Annotated in this window: 24 protein-coding genes; 6 read left to right on the plus strand and 18 right to left on the minus strand. The window is 69.5% G+C overall.

Annotation, left to right across the window (positions count from 1 at the left end):
• Positions 1–51 precede the first annotated feature (51 nt).
• Positions 52–945, plus strand: a complete 894-nt coding sequence (locus tag ABL844_RS07630; protein WP_184635428.1) for a LysR family transcriptional regulator — start codon at positions 52–54, stop codon at positions 943–945.
• A gap of 1 nt (position 946) precedes the next feature.
• Here the strand turns inward: ABL844_RS07630 and pbpC are convergent, their stop codons facing one another.
• Positions 947–3,220, minus strand: a complete 2,274-nt coding sequence (gene pbpC / locus ABL844_RS07635) for a penicillin-binding protein 1C (protein ID WP_418131885.1) — start codon at positions 3,218–3,220, stop codon at positions 947–949.
• 278 nt (positions 3,221–3,498) lie between these two features.
• On the opposite strand from pbpC, the gene ABL844_RS07640 reads away from it, so the two are divergent.
• Entirely contained in the window at positions 3,499–3,705 is a 207-nt protein-coding gene (locus tag ABL844_RS07640; protein WP_126022590.1) for a hypothetical protein, read from the plus strand.
• A 96-nt stretch (positions 3,706–3,801) separates the two neighbouring features.
• Here ABL844_RS07640 and ABL844_RS07645 read toward each other — a convergent pair whose 3' ends face one another.
• The 5 genes from ABL844_RS07645 to ABL844_RS07665 all read right to left on the minus strand — a co-directional run bounded on the left by ABL844_RS07645 (position 3,802) and on the right by ABL844_RS07665 (position 7,115).
• Complete coding sequence (locus tag ABL844_RS07645; protein WP_418130918.1) at positions 3,802–4,428, minus strand: LysE family translocator; 627 nt, start codon at positions 4,426–4,428, stop codon at positions 3,802–3,804.
• A 52-nt stretch (positions 4,429–4,480) separates the two neighbouring features.
• On the minus strand, positions 4,481–4,882 hold the full coding sequence (locus ABL844_RS07650; RefSeq protein WP_418130919.1) for a GFA family protein: 402 nt from the start codon (positions 4,880–4,882) through the stop codon (positions 4,481–4,483).
• Positions 4,883–4,977: 95 nt separating this feature from the next.
• Positions 4,978–5,664, minus strand: a complete 687-nt coding sequence (locus tag ABL844_RS07655; protein ID WP_418130920.1) for a class I SAM-dependent methyltransferase — start codon at positions 5,662–5,664, stop codon at positions 4,978–4,980.
• Between the two features lie 55 nt (positions 5,665–5,719).
• Entirely contained in the window at positions 5,720–6,001 is a 282-nt protein-coding gene (locus tag ABL844_RS07660; RefSeq protein WP_418124954.1) for a DUF2277 domain-containing protein, read from the minus strand.
• A 49-nt stretch (positions 6,002–6,050) separates the two neighbouring features.
• Positions 6,051–7,115 (minus strand): hypothetical protein, encoded by a 1,065-nt coding sequence (locus ABL844_RS07665; protein ID WP_418130921.1) that lies wholly within the window; start codon positions 7,113–7,115, stop codon positions 6,051–6,053.
• A gap of 277 nt (positions 7,116–7,392) precedes the next feature.
• On the opposite strand from ABL844_RS07665, the gene ABL844_RS07670 reads away from it, so the two are divergent.
• Genes ABL844_RS07670 through ABL844_RS07680 form a run of 3 tightly spaced genes read left to right on the plus strand, consistent with a single transcriptional unit; the run spans position 7,393 to position 9,599 of the window.
• A complete protein-coding gene (locus ABL844_RS07670) occupies positions 7,393–7,659 on the plus strand; it encodes a hypothetical protein (RefSeq protein WP_418124956.1) in 267 nt (88 codons plus the stop codon).
• Positions 7,660–7,675: 16 nt separating this feature from the next.
• Positions 7,676–8,839: a DUF3182 family protein gene (locus tag ABL844_RS07675; RefSeq protein ID WP_369659292.1), complete on the plus strand. Its 1,164-nt coding sequence runs from the start codon at positions 7,676–7,678 to the stop codon at positions 8,837–8,839.
• Positions 8,823–9,599: an alpha/beta hydrolase family protein gene (locus ABL844_RS07680; RefSeq protein WP_126022598.1), complete on the plus strand. Its 777-nt coding sequence runs from the start codon at positions 8,823–8,825 to the stop codon at positions 9,597–9,599. The genes ABL844_RS07675 and ABL844_RS07680 overlap by 17 nt, the downstream gene beginning before the upstream one ends.
• Before the next feature lie 16 nt (positions 9,600–9,615).
• Here ABL844_RS07680 and ABL844_RS07685 read toward each other — a convergent pair whose 3' ends face one another.
• The 10 genes from ABL844_RS07685 to ABL844_RS07730 form a co-directional block, all read right to left on the minus strand.
• Positions 9,616–10,962 (minus strand): amidase, encoded by a 1,347-nt coding sequence (locus ABL844_RS07685; protein WP_418130922.1) that lies wholly within the window; start codon positions 10,960–10,962, stop codon positions 9,616–9,618.
• A 2-nt stretch (positions 10,963–10,964) separates the two neighbouring features.
• Positions 10,965–11,702, minus strand: a complete 738-nt coding sequence (locus ABL844_RS07690; RefSeq protein WP_418130923.1) for a DUF2848 domain-containing protein — start codon at positions 11,700–11,702, stop codon at positions 10,965–10,967.
• Positions 11,703–11,705: 3 nt separating this feature from the next.
• The gene (locus tag ABL844_RS07695; protein WP_369659289.1) at positions 11,706–13,034 is read right to left on the minus strand and encodes an MFS transporter; all 1,329 of its coding nucleotides are present in this window, start codon (positions 13,032–13,034) and stop codon (positions 11,706–11,708) included.
• 54 nt (positions 13,035–13,088) lie between these two features.
• Positions 13,089–13,769, minus strand: a complete 681-nt coding sequence (locus ABL844_RS07700) for a hypothetical protein (RefSeq protein WP_418130924.1) — start codon at positions 13,767–13,769, stop codon at positions 13,089–13,091.
• 144 nt (positions 13,770–13,913) lie between these two features.
• Positions 13,914–14,831, minus strand: a complete 918-nt coding sequence (locus ABL844_RS07705; protein WP_418130925.1) for a LysR family transcriptional regulator — start codon at positions 14,829–14,831, stop codon at positions 13,914–13,916.
• Positions 14,832–14,924: 93 nt separating this feature from the next.
• Entirely contained in the window at positions 14,925–15,290 is a 366-nt protein-coding gene (locus ABL844_RS07710) for a nuclear transport factor 2 family protein (RefSeq protein WP_126022603.1), read from the minus strand.
• Positions 15,291–15,401: 111 nt separating this feature from the next.
• Complete coding sequence (locus ABL844_RS07715; protein WP_126022604.1) at positions 15,402–15,755, minus strand: NIPSNAP family protein; 354 nt, start codon at positions 15,753–15,755, stop codon at positions 15,402–15,404.
• Positions 15,752–16,156, minus strand: coding sequence for a 2OG-Fe(II) oxygenase (locus ABL844_RS07720; protein ID WP_126022605.1), 405 nt, complete (start codon positions 16,154–16,156; stop codon positions 15,752–15,754). Before ABL844_RS07720 ends, ABL844_RS07715 begins: the two co-directional genes overlap by 4 nt.
• Before the next feature lie 43 nt (positions 16,157–16,199).
• On the minus strand, positions 16,200–16,919 hold the full coding sequence (locus ABL844_RS07725) for a hypothetical protein (RefSeq protein ID WP_126022606.1): 720 nt from the start codon (positions 16,917–16,919) through the stop codon (positions 16,200–16,202).
• Between the two features lie 97 nt (positions 16,920–17,016).
• Positions 17,017–23,043 carry an alpha-2-macroglobulin family protein gene (locus tag ABL844_RS07730; protein WP_418130926.1) on the minus strand — a complete coding sequence of 2,009 codons (6,027 nt, stop codon included), beginning with the start codon at positions 23,041–23,043 and terminating at the stop codon, positions 17,017–17,019.
• 185 nt (positions 23,044–23,228) lie between these two features.
• Here ABL844_RS07730 and opgC point away from each other — a divergent pair, with 185 nt between their 5' ends.
• Positions 23,229–24,371, plus strand: coding sequence for an OpgC domain-containing protein (opgC, locus tag ABL844_RS07735; RefSeq protein ID WP_126022608.1), 1,143 nt, complete (start codon positions 23,229–23,231; stop codon positions 24,369–24,371).
• 15 nt (positions 24,372–24,386) lie between these two features.
• Here the strand turns inward: opgC and ABL844_RS07740 are convergent, their stop codons facing one another.
• Positions 24,387–25,145 (minus strand): SGNH/GDSL hydrolase family protein, encoded by a 759-nt coding sequence (locus ABL844_RS07740; RefSeq protein ID WP_418131886.1) that lies wholly within the window; start codon positions 25,143–25,145, stop codon positions 24,387–24,389.
• Positions 25,146–25,247: 102 nt separating this feature from the next.
• Complete coding sequence (locus tag ABL844_RS07745; RefSeq protein ID WP_369659284.1) at positions 25,248–26,003, minus strand: anti-sigma factor; 756 nt, start codon at positions 26,001–26,003, stop codon at positions 25,248–25,250.
• Positions 26,004–26,020: the final 17 nt, after the last annotated feature.

Below are 26,020 nucleotides of genomic sequence, written 5' to 3' on the forward strand. Positions count from 1 at the left end.
CCTGCGGAGCGTTCAGGGGAGCGCAAGAGAAATACGGACCGCGGCGGCGATATGAAGGACTTTTCTTTGTCGGATGTGCGGCTGTTCGCCAAGGCCGCGCAGCTCGGGGGACTGACTCCGGCCGCCGAAGTGCTCAACGTGCCCAAGGCCTCCGCGTCGCGCCAGCTCCAGAGACTGGAAGCCACCGTCGGCCACCTGCTGCTGCATCGCGGCGCCACCCGCTTCGCGCTGACCGAGGAAGGCCGCGAGTTCCTCGCGGCGGCCCAACATGCGCTCACGATCCTCGACGACGTCATGCTCAACCTGTCCTCCGACGGCAGCGCCGTTACCGGGCGGTTGCGCATCGCCGTGCCGCACTACTATGGCCGCGAGCTGCTGATGAACCACCTGCCCGCCTTCATGACCGCCTACCCGCGGCTGGAGGTCACGGTCGAGACCGGCAAGGACCGCGCCGACCTGCGGCGAGACGCGGCCGACGTGGCCATCGGCTACGGCCGTGAGGGCGGCGACGAGCTGGTCGTGCGCCACCTGAAGCAGGAGCCGCTGATGCTGTGCGCCGCGCCGGCGTATCTCGCGCGCCACGCTCCGGTGCAGGACCTGCCCGATCTGTCCGCGCACCGCTTCCTGACCACCGACGCCGAAGGGCGCAAGCGCGAGATCAGCCTCGCGGCCATCGAAAAGACGCACCGCGTGCGCGTGGAAAGCGTGTTCCAGTCGGACGACCCTGAAATGGTTTTGCGGCTCGCGCTGTCGGCGCGCGGCATCGCGCTGGTGCCGCAGTCGCTCGCGCGCCCGCAGATCGACGGCGCCACGCTGGTGCCGGTGCTGCCCTCGCTGGCCCTGAAGCCGCACGACATCCACCTGAGCTACCTGCCCGCGCGCCGCAACACGCCGAAGATCCGGACCTTCGTCGACTACTTCCTCGACGTGTTCAGGGCCCCTTGAATCAGCGCCGCGCGCCGCTGCCGTTGTTCTTCGCGACCACGCCCGCGCCGCGCACCTCGAGCCGGCGCTGGTCGACCACCTTGCCGCCGGCGTCCACCAGCTCGATCAGGTGGCGCCCCGGCCATGGAAACCATTGCACGGTGTTGCCGCGCGCCAGCGGCTTGCCGTCGATGCGCCACTGCACGCCACGGCCCTCGGAATCGAAGCGCACGCGCTGGCGCTGCGGCGGGATGTCGGGGTCCAGCGCGATGATGGTGCCGTCGGCCGGCGCGGTGATGCGCGCCGGGGCGGAAGCATCCGTCGTCATGCCGGTGTCCAGCGCGAAGAGCGGCTGCTCCGTGCCTTGCAGGAACCACTCGCTGCGCGAAGCCTCCAGCGGATTGCCGTCGGCGCCGGGGCCAAAGCTCACCTGCATCTGGACCAGGCCCGGCGGCGGCGAAGGCGCGCGGCTCGGCTCGCGCGCGTGCAGGAAGCGCATCACCTCGGCCCACACCGGCGCGGCGCCGCTGGTGCCGCTCACGTCCCACATCGACTCGCCGCTGGCGTTGCCCACCCACACGCCCACCGTGTAGCGCTGCGACCAGCCCACGGCCCAGTTGTCGCGCATGTCCTTGCTGGTGCCGGTCTTCACGGCGGTCCAGAAGCGGGTGGAAAGAATGCTGTCGAGGCCGAAGGTGCGCGTGCGCGCGTTCGGGTCGGACAGGATGTCGCCCACGATGAAGGCCGCTCGCGCGTCGATCGGCGTCGGCGGCGAGGCCGGCGCGGTTTTCGATTTCTCCGCGGGCCGCGGCGCCAGCGTCGTCGTTCCGTAGCGCCCGCCGTTGGCCAGCATGCGGTAGGCGTTGGTGAGCGACAGCAGCGACACCTCGGCGCTGCCGAGCGCGAGGCTGTAGCCGTAGTAGTCGCCGCTTTCGCGCAGCGGCAGCCCGGCGGCGCGCAGCTCGCGCGCGAAGGCCTCGGGCGACACCATCACCAGCGTGCGCACGGCCGGCACGTTCAGCGATGCCGCCAGCGCGGTGCGCGCCGACACCGGGCCCTTGAAGCGGCGGTCGTAGTTCTGCGGAATGTAGAGGCCGCTGGCGGTGCTGATCTGCGCCGACGAGTCCTCGATCAGCGATGCCGCCGTGATGCGCTTCTCGGCGATCGCCTGGGCGTAGAGCAGCGGCTTGAGCGTGGAGCCGGGCTGGCGCAGCGCCGTGACGCCGTCGACCTCCGCCGCCTGGCTCAGCGGGCCGGAGGAGCCGACCCAGGCGAGCACCTCGCCGGTCGCGTTGTCGAGCACGACGAGCGCGCCGTCTTCGACGTGCCGCTCGCGCAGCTCGCGCAGGTGGCGCTGCAGCGTGTCGAGCGCGAAGCGCTGCAGCGGCGCGCGCAGAGTGGTGCGCACGCCGGTTTCCCTGTCCTTGCCTTTCGACGCCGCAACGGCTGCGGTTGCAACGGGCGCAGCCGCCGAGTTCGCGTCGCGGATCTCGCGCAGCACGCGCCGCGCGGCGTGCGGCGCGATCCCTTCGTTCGGCTCGAAGGCCCGGCGCTGCACGGCCGCGCTGGTGAACATGTCCAGCGCCTCGCAGTCGGTCTTCTGCTGCGGTTCCATGGTGCGCAGCACCTCGCAGGCGCGCTGCGCCACCACGGCGGGCTTGGCGTTGGGCGCGCGCACCAGTGCCGCCGCCACGCTGGCCTCGCGCGCGTCGAGCCCGCTGGGCGCCTTGCCGAAGAGCGTGCGCGAGAGCGCGTCGATGCCCACGATCTCGCCGCGGAACGGCACGGTGTTGAGATACGCCTCCAGGATCTGGTCCTTGCGCCAGTTGCGCTCCAGCTGCGCGGCCGCCACCGTCTGCCCGATCTTCTGCGTGAAGCTGCGGCCGCCCGAGCTGCGGCGAAGGTCCTCGTCGAGCAGGCCCGACAGCTGCATCGTGATGGTCGATGCGCCGCGCGTGCGCGTGTTCCAGAGATTGCCCCAGGCGGCGGCCGAGACGGCGCGCCAGTCGATGCCGCTGTGCTCGTAGAAGCGCTTGTCCTCGCTCAGCACCATGGCCGTGCGCAGCGCTGGGGACACGTCGGCCAGCGCGGTCCACTGGCCGCGGCGCACCGTGGGGTCGGTGCGCACGCGCTGCAGCAGTTCGCCGTTGCGGTCGAGCACGGCGGTGTCGGACGAGCGGAAGTCGCGCTTCACTTCCTCGAAGCTCACCACGGCCCGGGCCGGGAGCGTCCATGCCGCGGCGATCAGCAGGGCTGCGAGGGTCTTGCGGGAGAAGGCGGAGGGCGCGGGCTGCATCGGAGGAAAGGAGGCGGTATCCAGAAGCGAAAGCATGGGCGCCGCCATTCTCTCTCGCCGGTCCGCCACGGGAATCGCGCCTACTGCGCGACGGGCTGCGCGCTGCCTTGCGGCTTGCGCACCCCGGGGCAAAGTAAATGCCGGGTGCCACATCCCGTAACGAACTTCACGCGAGGGCTTCAATGCGGAAACCCGGCGCGTACCGGCGTGGCCTTCAATGCACTACCGGCTCGCAGGAGGCGAACCCCGGTTTCACAAACACTCCAAGGAGAACTCGCATGACGAAGACATTGGCGATCCTTCTGGCCGCATCGGCCATCCTCGCGGGCTGTGTGGTCGCACCCTACGACCGCCCGCCGCCGCCGCGCCCGCACTACGGCGACCGTGACCGCGACGGCGTGCCCAACCGCTACGACCGTGACCGCGACAACGACGGCGTTCCGAACCGCTACGACCGCAATCCCAACAACCCGTACCGCAACTGATCCTCAGCGCTGCGACAAATGAAGAAAAGGCCGCGAAGCTCCGTGCTTCGCGGCCTTTTCTTTTGAGTTGCTTTTGCGTTCCGAAGGGCTGCCCGCTCAGCCCGGCCGGCGCGCCATCAGCGCCCAGATGCCCGCCGCGCCCAGCAGCGAGCCGCCCGCGAGGTTGAAGCGCCGCTGCGCACGCGGCGACGACAGCAGCCTGCGCGCCGATCCCGCGAACACCGCGTAGAGCGTGGCATTGGTCGCGGCCAGCACCACGAAGGTGACGGCCAGCACCCACAGCTGGCGCGTCACGTCGGCGGCCGGGTTGATGAACTGGGGCAGGAAGGCCACGAAGAAAACGATGCCCTTGGGGTTCAGCGCGGTCACCAGGTAGGTGTTGGCGAACAGGCGCAGGCGCGAGGCGGGCGCGGCCGGCGTGGCGATCTCGGCGGAGGTGATGCCCGCGCGCAGCAGCCTGATGCCCAGATACAGCAGGTACAGCCCGCCCACCCACTTCACCACCGTGAACCAGAAGGCCGAGGTGGCCAGCAGCGCGCCCAGCCCGAGCAGCGACACCACCAGCGCGGTGGAATCGCCCAGCGCCACGGCCGCCACCAGCGGCAGGTTGGCGCGCCGCCCGTGCGACATCGAATAGCTGATCACCGTGAGGATGGTCGGCCCGGGAATGACCAGCATGAGGGTGGAGGCCGCGACGAAGGCGAGCCAGAGTTCGATGGACATGTGCCTGTCTCCAGTAGTGGTGGGTTGTTGTTGCGGGAAGCGATTCTCTTCGTCAGATGCCGATGGCCGCGCGCGCGGCGTGCCAGGTGCCGCGGTGCCCGTCCACGTAGCTGATGGGCGAGCTGGCGAGGTCGTCGAGATCCACGTCGTCCAGGCAGGTCACGTTCACGCCGTAGGCGCTCTCGCCGGTGGCGGGCGAATGGCCCACGCCGAAAGCCCGCACGCCGCAATGCCTGCAGACGATGTAGTGGCTGTTGCGGGTGTCGAGCATCTGCTCGCTGAGTTCGGATTCGCCTTCGATCAACCGGAAGGCATCGGTCGCGACGATGGCGGGCCAGAAGCGGGTTTTGGTGCAGATCGAGCAGTTGCAGCGCAGCGTGCCGAGGCCGAGGTCGATGTCGGCCTCGAATCTCACGGCGCCGCAATGGCAGCCGCCTGTGTAGGTCTTTTTCATGTGCTCGGACTTCGCATGGTGGTGCTGGCAAGCACCATATCAAAGGCCGGGGGGCGGCGCTGCGCTGTGGTCATGGCCCGGCCACCACCGCCGGCTCAGGCGCGGGCGACCCAGCCCCGGAACGTGAAGCCCATGAAGAAGAGGCGGATGTCCTTGAACCCCGCCTCGCGCAGCACGGCCTCGTCCTGCGAGGGAGAGAGGATCGACAGTTCCTTCTGGACTTTCTCCCGCGCCGCGGCCGCCTGGCGCGGATCGGAGCCCGAGGAGACGAGGAAGGCCGCGTAGCGCGACATCCAGAGGTCGCGTTCGCCTTCGCCGTCTTCCACGCTGAGATGCGCTGCGACGAACGGGGCGCCCGGCTTCAACCGGCGATGGATCTCGCGGGCCGTCGGCAGCCGCTGGTCCGTCGGCACGAAGTGGAAGGTCAGCAGGCAGGTCGCGCCGTCGAAGGGGCCGGCGGGCGCGTCCTGCACATAGCCTTCGTGCAGCGCCACGCGCGACATCAGCGGGCCCAGCCTCTGTGATGCGAGTTCAAGCATCGGGCCACTCGGATCGACCCCGTCGAGGGTCCATTCCGGGTTGGCCTGCGCAAGGTCTTCCACTTCCAGGCCGCCGCCCGCGCCAACCACGAGCACCCGGCCATCGCTGGGCACGTGTTCCTCGAGAAGGATGCGCGTCATCGGCAGGAGCCCGCTGTATCCGGGCACGTTGCGCTTCGGGCCTTCGGCGTATTTGGCGACTGCGTCCGAGGTGCTGAAGGCGCTATGGGGTGTGTTGCTCATCCGAAGATGATGGCATGCGGGCGCGCAGCCATCGGCCACAGGGGGCAAGGCACGATCAGGCGGTGGAGCCGCTGCCGAAGCGCATCGCCGAGCGGGCCCTGGCGCGTTCCGCCTCCACAGCACGGTCGCGCGGTTCGGCCGTGGTGACAAGCGAATCGATCAGCCGCGCCGCCGTGGCGGCCACGTCATCGACCGCGCGATTGAATGCCGCCTCGTTGGCCTTGGAGGGCACGTTGAAGCCACTGAGCTTGCGCACGAACTGCAGCGCGGCGGCGCGGATCTCCTGCTCGGTGGCGGGCGGCTCGAAGTTGTAGAGGGTCTTGATGCTGCGGCACATGGGCGCTCTCCGTTCGATGGCGACGTGGCGCCAGTCTAGCGGCCGGAATTCAGGGGAGCCCGCTGACGAAGCCGCCGTACCAGCTCGCGAGCTTGCTCCATGGAATCTCGATCCGGTTCTCGCTGCTGTCGCGGCCCCAGGTGACGAGGTCGAAGATGGCGCCGTTGGCCGTCACATCGACGGAATTCACCAGCATGAAGTGGCCGCCGAATACGCGCATCGTCATGTCGTCGCGCAGGCTGCGGCCCAGCGCCATGTTGGCCAGGCTGCCCGCGGCACACATCATGACGGTGTGGCCAGCGTTGCGCTTGTGGCGCATCTGGTTCAGGTGCGGGCCCACGGCGTTTTGGCCGACGCTGGTGCGGTGCGCCTTGATGAGCAGGCCACGCAGGCGCCAGCTGCCCATGTGACTGTGGTCCTCCACATGCTGGTAGCCGGTGTCGCGCATCCACCGGACCATGTCGGCCGGCGAGGTCGCGCCTTCGAGCATCGTGTGAGTGAAGGGCGAGCGGTAGGCCAGGATGTTGCTGCCGTCGCGCAGGCTGGCCAGCGCGATGTAGTCGGCCTCGCAGATCCTCGGCGAGCCGGGGGCGCTGTTGATGCGCTTGCCCAGCAGCGAGGAGCCCGACTTGACCTTCACGGTCATCTGCCCGAGGGGGCCGCGGCGGTTTTCCGCCAGGCCGATCACGTAGGCCGCGTAGGCCTGAGGGGTTCGCTTCGCGATGTCGTGCATGAACGTGACCGGGCCGCACAGCGAATGGTGCTGCTGCTCGATGTACCTGTAGTCCGCGATCCGCACGATCAGTTGCAGCGCGATCCGCTCGCGCGAAAAATGCCGCCAGGGGAGCGCGGCGTTTCCGCGCAGGAAACCGCCCTGGTAGCTGTGCGGCTGGTTCTGCGGGTCGGGGCGCACGCCGATCACGAGGTCCAGCGCGGCGGCAGCCTCGGCACTGGGAACCCAGCGCCCGTTTCTCAGCAGGCGGCGGCTGTACTGCTCGACTTCGTCCGCGGTCGGTAACGTGTCCACGTCGGCTCCGGCGCGCAGCAAGGTTTCCCGAGCGATCGTCTTGTCTTTCCACAAGGCCTGTTGCAGCACCTGATCGAGCGTCGGCATGGTCCGTCCCCTGGTGTTGAGTCATCGGCTGCCCGGCTTGGGCGGGCGGCAAGATAGCACCCGCGGTGCAGGGCCGTCGATCCCCGAGAACAGGTAGGGCGGCGCACCGTCGCCGCGCGCAGGGGAGGAGGAGGGCTCAGCCCTCGGGGCGCTGCGCGTATGAAGCCCACCAATGGCTCCGCGCCGGACTGTTCCCACACGCATCCGCACCTCCCTCCCACCAACCGCGGGCTGCGCTCGCACAACATGGGGCGGTGAACAAGCCAGGAGGCCATCCATGACTTCGAAGCAGCAACAGCCAGAAGAGAAAGAAGAGAAATCGCCGGGGAAATTCCACTTTCCCACATCCGGCAACCCTGAGCAGGGCAAGGTCGAGAAGGCCAGGCCCACCGAGCAGCCTGCCAGCGAGGAAGCGCTGGACAGCGGTGTGGAAGAGTCCTTTCCGGCCAGCGATCCGGTGTCCGTCACCGTGACGAAGGTGAAGCTGCCGTCCTCGGAAAAGAAGAAGGACGTCGAAGAGAAGGCGAAGGCCGGCAAGGGCTGAAGCCAGGCACACCGCCGTGCAAGCGCTTTCCTCCGAAGCCAGGGCGGCGGGCACAGTGCCCGGCCCGTGCAGCGTCGTCACGCTCGACGTGGACCCGCGCGGCTACTGCACCGAGCACGAGCATGCCACCCGCGCCAACTACGGGCGGCGGCTGGCGGTGCTGATCGGCTGCGCTTTCGAAGGGGAGTACGTCTCCCCGGCGCCCTCGGGCTCGCGGCACTATTTCGTGCCCAGCGACACCCTTTCCGACCCGGCCCGGGTGCACGCCATGGGCATCGCCGGGGTGGACGACCTGTTCGGCGGCGTGGTGCCGCATGCCTTCGTCGCCACCAAGGTCATCAGCCACCCGCTGATCGACGAGAACAGTGCCGCAAGACCGGACGGCTGGTCGACGCGCTTCGCCCGCGAGGTCGGCGACGCAGTCCTGCCGGGCTTCTCGTGCTTCTCGGCCGGCGAGGCGCTGAGGGCAGGGCGCGCGATGCTCGATGCGGGGCCCGTGCGCCTCAAGCCGGTGACGGCTACCGGCGGACGCGGGCAGATCGTCGTCGAGCGCACCGAGGCGCTCGGCAGCTGCATCGCCGAGATGGACCAGGCCGGCCTCGCGCGAAGCGGCCTCGTCCTCGAAGCGAACCTGGAAGACCCCGTCACCTGGAGCGTCGGGCAGCTGCTGGTGGCCGGCATGATCGTCAGCTACTGCGGCGTGCAGCGCACCACCGGCGACAACGCCGGCGAGGAGGTCTACGGCGGCTCCGATCTGGTGATGGTGCGCGGCGACTTCGACGCGCTGATCGCCGGCGTCGCGTCGCCCTCGCTGCGCCGCGCTATCGAGCAGGCGCGCCGCTATCACCAGGCGGTGATCGACTGCTACCCCGGCTTCTTCGCCTCGCGCGTGAACTACGACGTGGCGCAGGGCGTCGACGGCAGAGGCGAATGGCGCTCGGGCGTGCTGGAGCAGTCGTGGCGCGTGGGCGGCGCCACCGGCGCCGAGATCGCGGGGCTCGAAGCGCTGCATGCCGACCCCGGGCGGCGCGAGGTGCGCGCCTCGTGCTTCGAGGTCTACGGCCCCTCGGTGCTCGTGCCCGCCGATGCCATCGTGGCCTACCAGGGGACGGACAGCCGCGTCGGCCCGCTCGCGAAGTACACGATCCTGCCTGGAGACCGCCATGCCGACGCGCCATAGCACCATCGACATTCCCGTCGACGGCCAGCATATCGAGGGCACGCTGTTCGCGGCCTCGACGACCGTGCCCGGGGTGCTGCTGGTGCATGGCTGGGACGGCAGCCAGGAGCAGTACGCCAGGCGCGCGCACGAACTGGCCGCACTTGGCTGCGTGTGCCTGACCTTCGACCTGCGCGGCCACGCGCGCCACGCCGCGCAACGCATGGAGGTGACGCGCGAGGACAACCTGCGCGACGTGCTCGCGGCCTACGACGCGCTGGTCGGCCACCCGGCGGTCGATCCGGCGGCCGTCGCCATCGTCGGCAGCAGCTACGGCGGCTACCTGGCGGCGCTGGTCAGCGCCATGCGGCCGGTGCGCTGGCTGGCGTTGCGCGCGCCCGCGCTCTACCGCGACGGCGAGTGGGACACCCCCAAGGGCCAGCTCAGCCGCTCCGACCTGGTCGCCTACCGCCGATCGCTGGTCGGGCCCAAGGACAACCGCGCGCTCGCGGCCTGCGCGGACTTCGCCGGCGACGTGCTCATCGTCGAATCGGAGCACGACCAGATCGTGCCGCACCCGGTGGTCGAGAACTACCTCGGCGCCTTCAAGCGCGTGAAGTCGGTGACCTACCGCGTGCTCTCCGACGCGGACCACGCGCTCTCGAAGCAGGAGTGGCGCCAGGCCTACGGTGCGCTGCTGGTGTCGTGGATCACCGAGATGACGCTCGGCGCCAAGGCGACGGCCACCCTCACCAAGCCGGTGACCACCGCCACGGCCTGAGGCCGCCGCCCACCGTTCACCGCTGCAGCGCGGCCTCGGCCGCCAGCGCCACCGCCGCCAGCCGCGCGTCGTCGCCGCGCACCGAGGCCAGCATCAGGCCCACCGGCAGATCGCCCGGCGCATGGCAGGGCAGGCTGAAAGCGCAGCCGTCGAGCAGGTTGATCGCGAAGGTGTTGCGCAGCAGCAGGCCGTTGGCCCTGAAGAAGGCGGCGTCTTCCGCCAGTGCCTCGATAGGCGGCGCGACGATGGGCACGGTCGGGCACACGAGCGCGTCGAAGCCTTCGATGGCGCGCTCGACGCGTCCGATCCAGTCGCGGCGGCGGTCCTGCATGGCGATGTAGTCGGCGGCGCGCACCTCGGTGCCCAGCGCGATGCGGGCGGCCACGCGCGCGTCGAATCCGTCGCGCTTCGCGGCGAAGCGCTCGCGGTGCACGGCGGCGGCTTCCACCGGCGAGAAGCCGCCGGGCGCGTTGACGCTGGCGATCTCGGCCAGTTCCGCCAGCGTGATGTCCACGATCTGCGCGCCCGCGGCCGAGAGCGCCTGCAGCGCGCGGTCGAAGGCGCGCGCCACGGCGGGTTCGATGTCGTCGAACACCAGCGTGCGCGGCACGGCCAGACGCATGCCCTGCAGCGGACGGCGGCGCACCGCGAGCGGCACGTCGGCGATGGCGGCATCGGCGACAAGGCAGTCTTCCACGCTGCGCGCCATGGCGCATACCGTGTCGAGCGAGCGCGCGAGTTCGAAGGCGCCCGTGCGCGGCACGCGCGACTGCGTGCTCTTGAAGCCGACCAGCCCGCACAGCGCGGCGGGAATGCGGATGGAGCCGCCCGTGTCCGAGCCCAGCCCTGCCACCGCGAGCCCGAGCGCCACCGACACCGCCGCGCCGGACGACGAGCCGCCCGGAATGCGCGCCGTCTGCGTGTCGACCGGATTGCGCGGCGTGCCGTAGTGCGGGTTGATGCCCACGCCCGAGAAGGCGAACTCCGTCATGTTGGTCTTGCCGACGATGGCTGCGCCCTGTGCGCGCAGCCGCGCCACGGCGGTCGCGTCGTGCGCCGCGGGTGCCTCGCCTTCGCAGACGGCGGAGCCCGCCATGGTGGTTTCGCCGGCCACGTCGTAGAGGTCCTTCACCGACACGGGCAGGCCGGCGAGCGGTGCCGTCTCTATGCCGGCCTTGCGTGCCGCATCGGCATGGCGCGCGGCGGCGCGGGCCGCGTCGGCGTACAGGCGGGTGAAGACATGCTGCGCGGCAGGCTGTCCGGCCGCTTCGAGCACTTCGTCGATCAGCGCCTCGTGCGAGAGCTCGCCGCGCGCGATGCGCCCGCGCAGCGCCGCGATGGTGTTGCCGTTCTTCATCGTCATCGTCACGCCACCACCGGCAGTGCTTCCACCGCATAGCGATGCACGATGCGGCGCTGCAGCTTCGCATCGTGCAGCTCGATCTCCATCTGCGTCGCGGGCCGGATGCCTTCGCCCTTGGCGTTGGGCAGCGCGCCCAGCGTGCCGCAGGTCATGAAGAGGCCCTCGGGCGCGGCACCGGCACCGGGCATGCCGTCGCGCAGGCCGGCCAGCGGGCGGATCGATGCGAGCGTGCCGCGCTGATAGTCGACCCAGCGGCCGTCCTCCAGGATGCGCGAGCGAAGCTCCAGCGTGTCCTGGTGCGCCTGCACGTCGCGCCAGCACCATGCGGTCTCGGCCACGGGCTTGGCGCACATCTGCTTCGACACGGCCACCGAGTAGCTCTCGACCTGCCGGTCGGTGTGGTCCGAGGCCACGCTCAGCCACCACTCGCCTTGCGAGAAGAACAGCACCGGCTCGGCCTCGCCGGAGCTCCGGTCGCCCAGCGCCTCGATGGCGCTCGATTGCGTCAGCAACTGGGCCGCCACGCGGTAGTACAGCGGCACGCTCGAAGGGCGCGGCACGCCGAGCTCGGCCAGTTCCTCGATGTGGTGTTCGATGGCGGCGATGTCGCGCCCGGTCCAGCCCGCCACCACCAGCGCGCGCGGCGCGACCAGGTGCAAGGAGGTGGAGCGCGTGCCGTCCTCGGCGATGCTTTCGCAGGCGAAGCGCAATCGTGAATTCATGTTGTTCGTCGTCGTCATCGATCAGCTCTCCAGCGGGCGCTTGGCGGTTTCGCGCGCAACCAGCAGGGCGATCAGCGTCACGCCCAGCGCGGCCACCACGTAGAACGACACGGCCACCGTGCTGCCCCACGACTTGAACAGGCTCGCGATGATCAGCGGCGCGAAGCCGCCGCCCAGGATGCCCGCCAGCGTGTACGCCAGCGAAGCGCCGGCATAGCGCACGCGGCCGGGGAACTGCTCGGTGACGAAGGCGGCCTGCGGGCCGTACATCATCGCGTGGATCAGCAGGCCCACCACCACCGCAGCGCAGATCGCGACCGGGTGCGCGCTGTCCATCAGCACGAAGAACACGAAGGCCCAGACCATGCCCAGCAGCGCGCCGGCGATGTAGACCGGGCGGCGGCCGATGCGGTCCGACAGGCTGCCGAACCACGGCACGGCAATGGCGTTGCCGGCCGCGCCGATCATCGTGGCGGTGAGCGCCAGCGGACGCGACAGGTGCAGCACGGTGGTCACGTAGGTCAGCGTGAACACCACCACGAGCGCATACAGCACGTCGGAGCCGATGCGCGAGCCGCCGGCCACCAACAGGCGGCGCCAGTGCTGCGTCAGCACTTCCTTGATGGGCGTCTTGGCGGTGGCCTTCTTCTCCTCCATCTCGCGGAAGACGGGTGTTTCGTCCACGCCGCGGCGCAGCCACAGTCCGAACAGCACCAGCGCCACGCTGGAGATGAAGGGAATGCGCCAGCCCCAGTTCTGGAAATCTTCCGGGCTCAGCCAGGCCGACACGGCGGCAATGAAGCCGGTGCCGATCAGCGTGCCGCACGAGGGGCCCACCTGCGTGAACGAGGCGTTGCGGCCGCGCTCGTCGGGCTTGCCGTGCTCCATCGACAGCAGCACCGCGCCGGCCCATTCGCCGCCGAGCGCCACGCCCTGCACGAAGCGCAGTGCCACCAGCGCGACGGGTGCCCAGATGCCCCAGCTCGCGTAGGTGGGCAGCAGGCCCATCAGGCCGGTGGAGACGCCCATGATGACCAGCGTGGCCACCAGCACGAAGCGCCGGCCCAGCCGGTCGCCGAGGTGGCCGAACACCACGCCGCCCAGCGGGCGCGAAATGTAGCCGACCGCGTAGGTCGAGAACGCGAGGATGGTGCCGGTGAGCGGGTCGAACGAGGGGAAGAACACCGCGTTGAAGACCAGCGCCGCCATGATGTTGTAGACGGTGAAGTCGTACCACTCCAGCGTGGTGCCGATGGAGCTGGCCATGGCCAGCCGGCCCATCTTGGCGGAAGCAGGGGCGGCCTGCCCGGGTGCCGCGGAGCCCGCGGCGGGAAGAACATGTTCGGTCATCGGATGCCTTTGTTCGGTGAGAGATGAGGTGAGAGGGGGCGGATGGCCGCCGCGTCAGGCCAGCTCGGCCGCTGTCAGCTTCCAGCCGAGCGCGAGCAGCCAGCCGCCGGCGGGATCGGCGTCGAATGCGGCGGCGGCCGTGGCGCGCGCCGCGCGGGCGGCGGCTTCGCTGCTGGTCTCGATCACCAGCAGCGGCCGCAGCACGCGGCCTTCGGTGGATTCGCGCGGCAGCGGCGTGCTGAGCGCGGCGTCGGGCACGAGCAGGTACGACTGCACGAAGCCTGCCTGCTCCTTGCGCAGTTGCGCGCCGATGCCGGCGGCGTGCGCCACTTGCGCCTCGGCATCGGCGGCGGCCACGAGCGGAAGCACGGCCACGTGGCTGCCGCTGCCGAAGCCGGTAACGGCGCGCACCGCGCACACGCGGCGCATCGGCTGGCGCATGCGGTCGAGATTGGCGACGGACCACGGCGTCTGCTTCTCGAACGCGGCGCGGTAGCCGGGCGAGCCGAACACCGCCAGCGACTCGGTGCGGTAAAGCCCCAGGTACTTGCGGCCGCCCTCGAGCGAGAAGTAGCGCGCGCCCGAGAGAAAGCCGGGAATGCGCACACGCTCTTCCACGTGCTCCCGGTCGTACCAGCGGTTGAAGTCGGCCTCGTCGGCTGGGTCGACGTCGGAAGCGACGAACAGCAGGCCGTTCACTGCTGTTGCGGAGGAAGAGGAATCAGGTGTGTTCATGGCGGCGGAAGAAGAGGCGGGCCTTCGAAAAATGAAGGCGCGATCTTCCGTCGCAGGGTCGGGCTGTCACAAACGAGTTTTTCTGGGCGACAGCCACAAGAATTACTGGCCCCTTTTCGGGGCCGAAATGCGCCAAACCGAGGGTTAACCCTCTGAAGCTGTGCTCCAGGTTGGTGCCACAGCCGATGTCGTGAACTGGTCGGAGGCCCGGCAGGCTAGTTCGGCCACGAGCCGGATGGCGTCGGAGTCGGCGGCTTCCAGGTGGCTCACCACGATGCGCTGCGGCGAGATGAGCGCGTCGCACTCGATGATCTTCACGTCGTCGGCCGCCACATATTCATAGCAGGGCGGCAGCGGCACCAGCGCGTTGCCGAAGCCCGCCTTCACCAGCCGCGCCAGCGCTGAGATCGAGCTCACGCAATGCACCTTGCCCAGCGGAATGCCCGCCGCGCGGAACAGGTTCTTCAGCGCCTCGTGCGGTTGCGAGCCGGGGCTCATCGTAAGCACGGGTTGTCGCAGCAGCTGCTCGACCGTCTGCACGGGCTCGGCGCCGGGCGCGCCCACCCAGCCCATGGGCATCGGCAGGCAGGGCGTGCTCACGATGCCCGCGCCGGCGATGTGGTCGGTCTGCAGCGCGATGTCGAGCGCGCCCTCGCGCAGGCCGCGGTGCAGCGCCAGCGTGGTCTCGGAGGTGAGTTGCACCTCGATGCCCGGGTAGGTGGAGCGCAGGTTGGTGAGAAAGCCCAGCAGCCAGGTGTGGACCACGGTTTCGATGGCGCCGATGCGCACCAGCCCCAGGATGTCTTCGCGCGGCCGGCCGAGCGAGACGATCTCGCGGCGCAGCTCGAGCAGGCGTTCGCCGTAGTCCATCAGCCGCACGCCCACGGGCGTGAGCCGCAGTTCGCGCGCGTCGCGTTCGAACAGGCGTGCGCCGATGTCTTCTTCGAGGGAGGCGACGCGGTTGGACACCGCCGCCTGCGTGATGTGGAGCCGGTCGCTCGCCGCGCGGAAGCTGCCCAGCCGCGCGGCCCAGAGGAAGGCTTCTACAAATCTTGTGTTCATGGGGGCACCTGCGGGCATTCTGCCCGCGTCGCGCCTGCACGAGAACTTGCCGTCCGCCGGACCCGTACCGGCATTGGCGGGAGCAGCCGCTTGCTAGCCGGCGTCGTAGAAGAACTCTTCCCGCACGATCTTCCCGTCCTTGACGGTGTAGAGCGCCATTTCCTCCATGGTGAAGCGGTGGCCGTTGGCCTTCATCGTCACGTCGAAGCGGAAGCCGACGATGAAACGGTCGTCGTGCGGCCACGGGCCGGCAACCTGCATGGAGTGCACTTCATGGTTGGCGGTCCACCACTCGCCCTTGGCCCTGATGGCCGCAAGGCCGACCGCCTCGCGCGCCTGGCCGGGCGGGGCGCTGGCCTCGACGCTCACGGCCTCGGGCGCATAGAGCACCTGGGCGCCTTCGAAATTTCCGTCCTTGCACAGCGCCACGAGCTTGTCGGCGATTTCCTTGGTGTTCATGGGTTTCTCCTGCGAACGTTGAGAGGGAACGAGCGAGCGAATGAATGAATGAACGACGACCGGGGGCGCAGTTTAGGCCTGCGGTGGCTGTCTTTCGCCGGCTTTTCTTTCTCAGGAGGAAGCGGGGCCGTTGAGCGCGCGCATGCTGTCTACGGCTTCGGGCGAGGCCCACAGCAAGGTGTTCAGGTAGGTCTCGATGCGGTCCACCAGCGCGCCGCGCGGGCCCTCGCGCCATTCCGGGGAGCCGTAGAACGCGGCCTGCCCGGCTTCGAGCGCTGCGCGGTCGGCATAGGCTCGCACCAGGTGGTAGGTCTCCTCCTCGTGGTCCGACCTGCCGTAGGCGACCACGTCCATGCCCTTGCCGCGCAGCATCGGCACGGCGCGTTCGTGCATGGCCTGGTGGAAGGCATCGAGGGTGCCGGGCTTGAGCCGGTAGGTTCGGATCTCCAGCAGCATCTGCTTCATGGCGGCGGCCTTTCTCCAGCGTCGGACCTGCCCGGCAACACCCAGCCGAGCGAGAACACATAGCGGCTGCCGCCCACCACCCGCGTCACGCTGTGCTCGCAGGCATCGGGGCGGAACAGCTTGATGCGCCGCGTCGCGAAGATCGGCGTGGCGCACACGAACTCGCCACCCGAGCGCGGCGATTTCAGCACGACGTTCAGCCGGTAGTGCCGCCCGGCCTGCACCGGGTCGGTGTGCGGCGGAATCTCCGAGCCCTCGGGGTAGCGGATGAGGTAGCTGTCGAACGGCAGCGGCCAGCGCGCCGTGAGCAGCAGCATCTTGTCGTAGCCCGTGCCCTGGCGGCCGCGCTGCCAGCGGAAGGCCAGGGAGAAGTAGCTGCGCAGTGTGGTGGCAAAGCTCATGAGTGAAGTCGTGGAGCCTCCATGCCGCGCATTCTCTGGCGATTCAGCAGAAAACGATCGCCGTCCTGTGCTCGATGCTCAGCCGCGCCGATTCGTACAGCAGCAGCCAGGACACGTATTCGCGGTACAGGCCGTTGTCGTCGTCGATGAGTGCATCGATGCGTTCGGCTTCCTCGTCGGAGAGCTTGCCGTTCTCGAGGCGGATGCCCAGGGCGGGAGCGACGAACACGAGTTCCTCGAGCAGGCGCTGGGAGGAACCGAGCATGCCGCCGGGCAGGCCGCTCAGTTCTTCGAGGTCCGCGTCGCCTTCGGCCTCGTCCGCTTCCTCCTGTGCGTCGTCTTCTTCTTCATCCTCGTCGCTGCCGTCACTGTCGAACAGCACTTCCTGGAAGTCGATGGGAACGTAGAAGCCTTCGGCGTCGGAGTGACACAGCAGATGGCTTTCCGAGCCGTCCAGCAGCGCCTGGATCTTCGGATCGGCCGTGGGATCGACGTCGTCAGCCAGCGGCGTGGCGACCCAGTCGGGCGCCAGCACGCGGTGGGCGTACGCGCGGCGCAGGTAGTGGATGAAGGAATAGGGAAAACCGTCGATCGAGGCGCGCGAGTCGAGTTCGAGGGGGCCGCGCGGTTCGGTGTGCGGGGGCAGCCCCGCGGCGGCCAGCACGCGGTTGACTTCGGCCAGTTCTTCCTCGAAGCCCTCGGCGCTTTCGGGATCGTCCTCGAGCAGTTCGGCGAGCATGCCGACGCAGACAGCCAGGCCCATGGTGTTTTCCTCCAGGTTGTTGGTTCGCCGCGATGGTGACGGCGGCCGGTGAAGGAGCGATGACCGGCCGCCGCTCCTCCACCGTACCTGGCGATGCTTACTTCGCCGCCTCCACCTTCACCCGCGCGTTCGGCGCCTCGCCGAACATCTCGGGCGCGTACATCGCCTCGACGCGGCTGGGCGGCAGGGCGAAGTCGCCGACGTTGTTCAGGCGCACGGTGTACTCCATCTTCACCACGCCCTTGGGCAGGTACTCGTAGTAGCTGCGGAAGGCCTCGAAGCTGCGTTCCTCGAAGGCCGGCCAGCCGGCGCCCGACTTCTTCTCGCCCTGGGTGGCGATCTGCGAGTCGCGGCCCAGGCCGCCGCCGAGGATGGTGGCGCCGCCCGGGATCGGGTCGCTGATGACGACCCAGGTCATGTCGGCGCTGGCGTTCACCTCCAGCGTCACGCGCAGCACGTCGCCGCGTGTGTACTTGCCGGCGGTGGCCTGCTCGACCGGGGTGATGGTCTTCTTGATGGCGTAGCCGGCGGCGAACGGCGCCTTCAGCTGCACGGCGGCGATCGACTGCAGCGTGAGCCACGGCTTGCCGGTGCCCTGCTGCGTGACCAGCAGCGTGTCGCGCACGGGGGCTCCAGACGGCGACGATGCCCACGGCAGGAACATCGTGTTGTTCTTCAGGTTGCCCGGCGAGGCGGGTGCGCCGAAGAAGGTGCTCTGGTTGGGCGCGCCGGTCGCGTCGCTGGTCTTCACGCGCTCGACCTTGCTCCAGTCGACCTGCGCCTTCACCGCGCCGAGCGTGGCGGCGGTGACGCCGGCCACCGGCGTGCTCTCGAACACCTTGCTGAACTTCTCCAGCGCCAGACCGCCCCACAGGTTGGCGGTGGTGGTGTGCCAGGCGCCGTTCTGCTGGCGGCCGATGAAGCCGTTGGCGAGCTTGGCCGTCTCGTCCTTCCAGGCAGGGTCGTCCATCACGCTGAGCAGCAGCCGAGCGGTGTTGACGTCGCCGTTGGTCATCAGCCACCACCAGTAGTCGTCCTGCTCGGTGCTGAAGATCAGCTTGGTGCCCTGGTACGACAGGCGCGCCTTCAGCACGTTGTTGGCCTCGTCCAGGCGCTGCTGGCGCTGGGGCACGTCGTTCACGCGCTTGAGGATGTTGAGCCAGTCGATCACCGCGCTGGTGGGCCACTGGTTCGGCGCGATGGTGATGCTGCCGAGCATTGCCCCACGGGCCTTGCCGTAGCGCGAGAGCGCTTCGAGCGCGGCCAGCTTGCGCACGTCGAGGTCCTTGCGCGGGCTCCAGAACTCGCGCGTGATGCGGCCTTCGACGAAGGCGATCAGGCCCGACTCCATCGGCGCGCGCACGTCGTCGGCGAGCGCGAAGGCGGGGTTGAGCTGGGCGGCTTCATTCGTCGCCGCGAGCAGGTACGAGGTGAGGATGTCGCTGCCGCGGTTGGCCTCGCCGTCGCGCGGCGGGAAGTAGCTGGCCAGGCCGTCGCTGTCGAGATAGGTCGGCAGCGTCGCCAGCACGCCCTGCCACATCTTCGCGTCGCGCAGGCCGACCGACTTGCTGGTCTTCTGCTCCAGGCAGATGAAGGGGTAGTTGGCGAACCAGTCGCGCACGCCCGGCAGGCCTTCGGCCAGCTTGGGTTGCAGCGAGAGCTTCAGGCCGCCGCGGCCGGGCAGGGCGTCGGCCGGCGGCGCCACGTCGAGCGTGAACGGACCGTCGACCTGCACCAGCGTGCCTTGCTGCACCGTGAGCGGCACCGAGGGCACGATGCGCTGGCGCACCTTCAGCGCATCGCGTGCGCCGCCGAGGGTGTCTTTCGCTTCGATCTCCCACAGGATGGCTTCGGCGCGCGTCTGCCCGAGCTGCGCAGGCGCGGTCACGGTCCATGCCACCTCGCGGGCCTCGCCGGCCGGGATGTCGACCGTCTGCGGCTCCAGCGTGAGCAGGGTGGCGCGCGGCGTGGCCTCGACCTTCATCGGCTTCTGCGTGGTGTTGCGCAGCGTGATCTGGGCGCGGAACTGGTCGTCCTCGCGCACCAGCGGGGGCAGGCCGCTGATGATCTGCAAATCTTGCGTGGCCTGGATGCTGGCCTGGCCGGTGCCGAACAGGTTGGTGCCCGAATCGGCCACGGCCACGATCTTGAAGGTGGTGAGCGCGTCGTTCAGCGGCACCGTCACCACGGCCTGGCCGTTGGCGTCGAGCACCACCTTCGGGTTCCACACGAGCAGGGTGTCGAGCAGTTCGCGTGTCTGTCCCTTGCCGCCGCCGCCGCCCGCGGGCACGGCCTTGCGGCCGTAGTGGCGCCGGCCGACGATTTCCATCTGCGCGGTGGAGGTGCTCACTCCCCAGCTGCGCCGCTGCAGCATCGCGTTGAGCAGGTTCCAGCTGTCGTTGGGCATCAGCTCCAGCAGGGCCTGGTCGACCGCCGCGAGCGCCACTTCGGCGCCGGCGGCCGGCTTGCCGTCGGGCAGCTTGGCGCTGATGGTGACCTGCGCCTTGCTGCGAATCGGGTAGCTGGGCTTGTCGCTGGTGACGCTCACGTCGAGCTGGTGCGCTCGCGTGCCGACGCGGATCTCGGCCATGCCGAGGCGGTAGGCGGGCTTGCTCAAATCGACCATGGCGGTCGGCGCCACGTATTCCTTGCCTTCGTACCAGAAGGCCGTCCACCACTCGCGCGGCGACTTGAAGCCCCAGGTGAAGAAGCTGTACCAGGGCACCTCGCGCAGGCGGCCGCGCAGCGCGAGCACGCTCACGTAGGCGTTCGGGCCCCACTCGGGCTTCACTTCGAGGGTGACGGTCGGGTCCTTGCCGTCGAGCTTGACCACGTGCGTCTCGATGATGCCCTCGCGTTCCACCGCGACCAGCGCGGTCGCGAAGCGGAAGGGGCTGCGCACCTGGAACTTGGCGATCTCGCCGGGCTGATAGCTCTTCTTCTCGGGCAGCACGTCGATGCGGTCGTTGTCCTCGCCGCCGAACCACAGCTCGCCCTGCTTGGTCACGTAGACCGAGCTCACGGCCTTGGCGTCGCGGCCGTCGCTGTCGGTGGCGCTGGCGATGAGTTCGACCTCGCCGGCTTCCTTCAGCTCCGATTCGCACAGCAGCAGGCCGCGCGCGTCGCTCTTGCCGCTGCAGACGGTGCCGATGTCCTTGGTCTCGGTCTTGTTGTCGTAGGTGTAGAAGCCGCCCACCATGCGCTTGCGGCTGGTGGTGGTGATGCGCGCCACGGCGCGCACGTTGAGCGTGACGTTGGCCTGGGGCTTGCCCGAGAGGTCGAGCGCGAGCGCCTGGAACTTCAGCTTCTGGGCGGTGGAGACCCAGCCCTCGGTCTTGATGCCGGCGATGACGGAGGCCGGCCACAGCGTCTGCGTGCTGCGGATGGTCTGCACCTCGCCGTTCGGGTCGGCGTACGTGGCCTCCAGCAGCAGCTCGCGCGCGGCCTTCACCTTCGGCACCTTGTCGATCGTGACCTTGCCGGCGCCGTCCTTGTTCAGCGTGAGCGGCAGCTTGTCGGCGATCACGCGGGTGTCGTTCACGCTGTTGAGGTCTTCCTCGCCCGAGCCGGCCTCGGCCGCGGCGGTGACCGCCGTGGCCGCCTCGCTGCCGTCGCCCTGCGAGGCGCGCGGCGGGTTGAAGCTGAAGGCGTCGTAGTCGGAGAAGCTCAGGCTCTTGCCGCGCACCATGGCCGACACGCGCACCGGCAGGTTGGCTGCGCCGCCGCCGGAGACGTAGTTGATCTGCACGTCGGCGGGCACGCTGGTGGCGGCCACCAGCGGCTTCTTGTCCGTGGGCGCGATGCGGCCCTCGAGCACGGGCAGGCGGAACTCCTCGACGCGGAAGCTGCCGGTGGAGAAGCTGCGGCCGTAGCCGTCGTCGTCCTCACCTTCGCCCTCGCCGTTGGCGTCCTTGCCCTTGCCGCTGCGCAGCATCACCTCGTACACGCCGAGCTTGGCGGCCGGCGGAATGGCGAAGCTGTTCTCCGCGCTCAGGCCGCCGGTGGCGGTCTTGCGCCAGTTCAGCGGCTGGGTGAAGCGCTGGCCGCTGCCCACGTGGGTGATGACCAGCGTGTCGGGGCGGTTCTCGGGCAGGCCGAAGCCCTTGCTGGTCTGCGTGCGGATCAGGCTCTTCATCGACACCGTCTCGCCGGCGCGCAGCAGCGTGCGGTCGAAGATGGTGTGGGCGACGCGGTCGGCCTCGGCCTGCAGGCTGGTGGGCACGTTGAAGCGCCAGGGCTCGATGCCGCGCTGCCAGTCGCTCCAGGTGAAGGCGAGGTCTTCCACGCCCTTCTCGTCCTTGGCGCGGGCGCTGACGAACCATGCGCCGCTGTCGTATTCGTTCGGGCCGTTGCACGAGGGCGCCTGCGGCGAGACGCCGCTGAGCATGACCACGCCGTTGGCGTCGGTGGTGCCGCTGGCCACGGCCTTGCCGTCGCAGCTCGAAACGCGCACCTCGGCGCCGGCCACGACCTTGCCCTTGTCCAGCGTGGTGACCCAGGCCATCGAGTTCTCGCGGCCCAGCTTGAAGTGCACCGCCAGGTTGGTGGCCAGCGCGGTGGTGCGCACGTACATCGTGCGCCCGGCGTTGTAGCGCTCGTCGAGCAGTGCCTCGCCCAGCTTCTGCGAGGCGATCTCGAGCACGTGGAAGCCCGGCGTCAGCGGGATGCCGATGACTTCGAAGGGGCGCGGATCGCCCGAGTCGGCCTTGGGCATGTCGAGCGCCTTCACGCCCGGCTGGCCGGCCAGCAGCGACAGCATGCGGGTCTGCAGCGTGGTGCGGTCGTCCTTGTCGATGACCGGGGGCAGCGGGCCTTTCACGTCCTTGCGGGCCTGTTCGCGCGAGACGGTGAAGTTGTCGTAGCGGCGCACCTTGCGGAACCACGCGATGATTTCCGCGTCGGTTTTCGGGTTCATGTCGCTCACCTTGCCGGGCGTGAGCGCGTTCACCATCAGCTTCGGCTCCACGCGGCGCACGGTGACCGGCATCATCGCCGGCGTGTCCGGCTCGGCCAGTCGCTCGACCACGCCGAAGGGCGAGGCGGCGAACTTGGCCAGCGGCGGCATCGCGCCGGTCGCCACCTTCATCGGAAAGTTGCCGGGCGTGGCCAGCGGGCGGCCCGAGGCGTCCTCGAACTTGGAGGGCAACTCGATGCTGTATTGCGCGCTCTCGGCCAGCGGCGGCTCGAAGCTCACGCTGTTGACCACGTCGTCGTCGCTCTGCGAACCGCCTTCGTTGTCCAGCTTGGCCTTGATGGTCTTGTCGCCCTTGAGCTGGATCTGCGAGGCCAGCTTGCGCGTGACGGGCGCGTTGAACTGCAGCTGCATCGGGCGCAGCGGCAGGCAGGCGGCCTGCGCGTTCTCGCGCTCGCAGGTGAACGAAGCCGCGAAGGGCTCGCGTACCTGGAATTCGAGGCGGCGCTCCACGTTGTTGGCCACACCCGAGGGCGTGGCCACGCCCTTGCCGTAGACGACCTGCACCTTGGCGCCGGGCGTGAGCGTGCGGTTGCACTGCATCGTGATGAAGCGCAGCGGGTCTTTCTCGGCCGACTTCTCGCGGCCGAAGGCCTTGAGCAGGCCGGCACGCTGTTCGCCGTCGAGCAGCTTGACGGGAATGCGCTCGCCCACGCCGTCGGCCGTGCACCAGACGTTCTGGCGCACGCTCTCCAGCGTGGCCGCGCCGTTGAGCTCCAGCATGAACATCTGCTGCTCGTCGATGCGGCTGTAGCTGCCCGGCATGTAGTTGCGCACGAAGGGGCCGCCGGTGTTGAACTGATAGCGCTCGGGGCCGGTGAGCTCGCCCGAGGCGGGCTTGAAGGTGGGAATGCGGGTGACCGTGCAGCGCACGCCGGGCGGCAGGTCGTTCTCGAAGTCGTAGACCCAGGCCTTGGCGTCGGTCCAGCGGCCGGTGCCCTTGGCGGCCTGCGCGTCGTTGCAGCTCACCGCGAGCGGGGCGGGGGCCTTGGGGTCGCCGAAGTTGACGGCCGGCTGGTCGAACTTGGCGACCACCTGCCGAACCCGCGCCACTTCGCCCTGGGGCGAGAGGCTGACGATCTGGAGGGCAAAGCCCGGGCTGGACGCGAGAACGCCGCCGGCCAGGAGCAATGTTGGAAGGAAACGGTTCACTTTTTTATATCTCCACCTGAGAGGCAGCGCGCAGCGTAGCCGATTTGCACGACGGTTCGGGAGTGCCAACAGTCATAGGCCGTCGGCCCGGTTGCGGGTGCGGCGGTCTTTACGCCGCTCTTCTTACAATCGGGGCCGTCGTGCGTGCGCCGCGCGGACCGCCACCAAGACCTCGCCGCCGACCGATGAAACGCTACTGGGAAATTGACGCCTTGCGCGGGCTGATGCTCGTGCTGATGACCGTCACCCATCTGCCCACCCGATTGACCGATCCGCTGGGCCAGCCCTTCGGTTTCGTATCGGCCGCCGAAGGCTTCGTGCTGCTGTCGGCATTCGTCGCCGGCCTGGTGTACAGCCGCATCGGCCATGTGCGCGGCGTCGACTCGATGCGCCAGGCCTTCTGGCGGCGCGTGCTCAAGGTCTACCTGGCGCAGGCGGCGACCCTGCTGTTTTTGTTCACCGTGATCACGGCGGTGGGCCTGCACATCGACCAGCCGGCGGTGAAGAACCTGGTCTCGTACTACCTGGCGGAGCCGCGCGAGGGCTTTATCTACGGGCTGCTGCTCATCTACGAACCGGCACTGCTCGACATCCTGCCGATGTACATCTTTTTCATGCTCATGAGCCCCTGGGTGCTGGCCTTCGCCATGCGCCACGGCTGGACCTGGGTGATGGTGGCGAGCGCCACCGTGTGGGCGGCGGCGCAGTTCGGCATCAGCGAATGGGTCTACGGGCTGGCGGTGCGCTACCTGGGCGTGCCGGTGCCTTTCCACGAGATGGGCGCCTTCAATACCTATGCGTGGCAGTTCCTGTGGTTCGCGGGGCTGTGCATCGGCGCGACCCGCAATGACCCCGGTGCCCGGCCGCTGCGCTTTCCGGCGTGGCTGCTGGCGCTGGCCGCGGGCATCGCCCTCTACGGCTTCTACTGGCGCCACACAGGCATCAACGGACAGGCGCCGTTCGGCGGCGATGTGGAGCTGAACCTGCTGTTCGACAAGTGGCAGCTGGGCCCGCTGCGGCTGGTGAACCTGGTGGCGCTGGGCGTCCTGGCGGTGCGCTTCGGGCCCTGGCTGATGCGCCGCATTCCCCGGCTGCGCTGGCTGGAGGCGATGGGCTCGGCCTCGCTGCCGGTGTTCTGCGCGCACCTGATCGCGGTGCTGCTGGTGCTGGCCTTCTACGGCGACAGCCAGACGGCGCGGCCCTGGTGGGGCGACGGCCTGCTGCTGGCGGCGGTGTTCTCGGGGATGTACTTCGTGGCGCGCTTCACGCGCGGGGCGGACGTTCCGCCGCCGGCGGACGATGTACCGTCGGAGCCCGCGCCGGCCTGAGCGGATGCGCCCGGCTCAGGGCAGCCCGACCGTCGGCGCCGGCGGAGGGCTCGGCAGGTGCGGCGCGATCACCGAATGCCAGAGCCGGTAGCCCTCGTCCGTGAGGTGCAGCCTGTCGCCACGGAAGAGCTCCATGCGCGGGCGCCCGTCCGCGCCCAGCATCGGCGTGTAGATGTCGATGAATTCGCTGTTCGGCAGCAGGTTCAGGTAGGCCGAAACGACGTGGTTGGTCTCGCGGATCTGCGGCAGCAGCTGCTCGCGCGAGGGGCTGGGCTTGACCGAGATGAAGCTGATGCGGGTATCCGGCAGTTCGGCGCGCACCGCATTGGCGAAGCGCGCGAAGCTGTCGAGCACCTGCAGCGGCGTGCGGCCCTCGGCTAGGTCGTTGTCGCCCGCATAGACCATCACCTGGCGCGGCTTGTAGCGCACCACCAGGTCGCGCGCGAAGAGGGCGCAATCGGCCAGCGTGGAGCCGCCGAAGCCGCGGTTGACCACCCCGCCGGGCACGCGCGCGAAATCCTGCGACAGGCGCGTCCACATGCGCACCGTGGAACTGCCCACGAACACCACGCCGCCGGGGGCCGGAAAGCGCTCCTGGTCGGCGCGCGCGAAAGCGGCCAGTTCGTTGTGCCAGCGGTCCTTGGCGGCCAGGTAGTCGCGCGCGGCTGCAGCCTCGGCGGCGGCCGTTTCGGACTCCTGGGGGAAGAAGCTGGACTGGGCTTGCGCTCCAAGCGCGGCGGTCAGCAGGGCGACCGCGGCCAGCGCGGTTTTCATCGAAGACATTGGAAGAACGAAAAAAGAGGCGGAGGGCGGGGCAGGCGGGTTTTCTACCACGACGCCCCAGGCCGGGCGGTCGTTGACAGTGGCAGCAGCCGGCTAGATGGTTTTCTCGATGAGCGCGCCCTTGAACAGGATCGGCCCCTTCGGCCCGCTGCCTGCGGGCACGCCGCCCTTGGCCTCGAGCGAAATGGCCAGCGCCGGCACGGCCTGCACGTCGGACTCCGACGCTGTCAGCTTCAGGGCCGGCGCGTTGCCGAGCACGCCCAGCGATCGCGGCGCGCCGCCCGGCGGCAGGGCCCAGAGCTGCAGCGACTTGTCGTCGCCTTCGCGGTAGTCGCCCACGCGCTGCAGCACGAGCTGCTTCTTCTTCGGATCGAAGGTCACCAGCATCGAGGCGGCGGCCTTGTCGTCGCTGAGCACGGCCACGTACTGCACCACGGGCGCGTTCTGCAGCTGGTCGCGCAGGTTCAGCCCGACCGTCACGGCCACCACGGTGGCCAGCGCGCCGGCCACCGCGGCGCCGCGCCACAGCGCGAGGCTGCGCAGCCAGCCGCCCTGGCGGGGCTCGCCGGCGGCACTGGCCGCCGCGCGCTGGCGTTCCAGCGCGAGCGCGGACTGCTCGGCGTCGATCATGTTGCGGATGCGCGTCCACACGGCCGCGTCGGGCACGACGGGCGACTGCAGCTCGGTCATGCTCGCGAGCCGGCCCTGCCAGACCAGCGCCGCGGCGCGCACCGGCGCCTGCTCGCGCGCCATGGCCTCGAAGCGGCGGCGGGCGCCGCCGCGCAGGGTGCCCAGCGCGTGGCTCGCCGCCAGCAGCTCCAGTAATTCGGGGTGTGCGATGAGATTCATGAGGGGACAAACGCCTT

This window comes from Variovorax sp. 278MFTsu5.1, from assembly GCF_048305045.1.
GTDB classification, from domain to species: Bacteria; Pseudomonadota; Gammaproteobacteria; order Burkholderiales; family Burkholderiaceae_C; genus Variovorax; species Variovorax guangxiensis.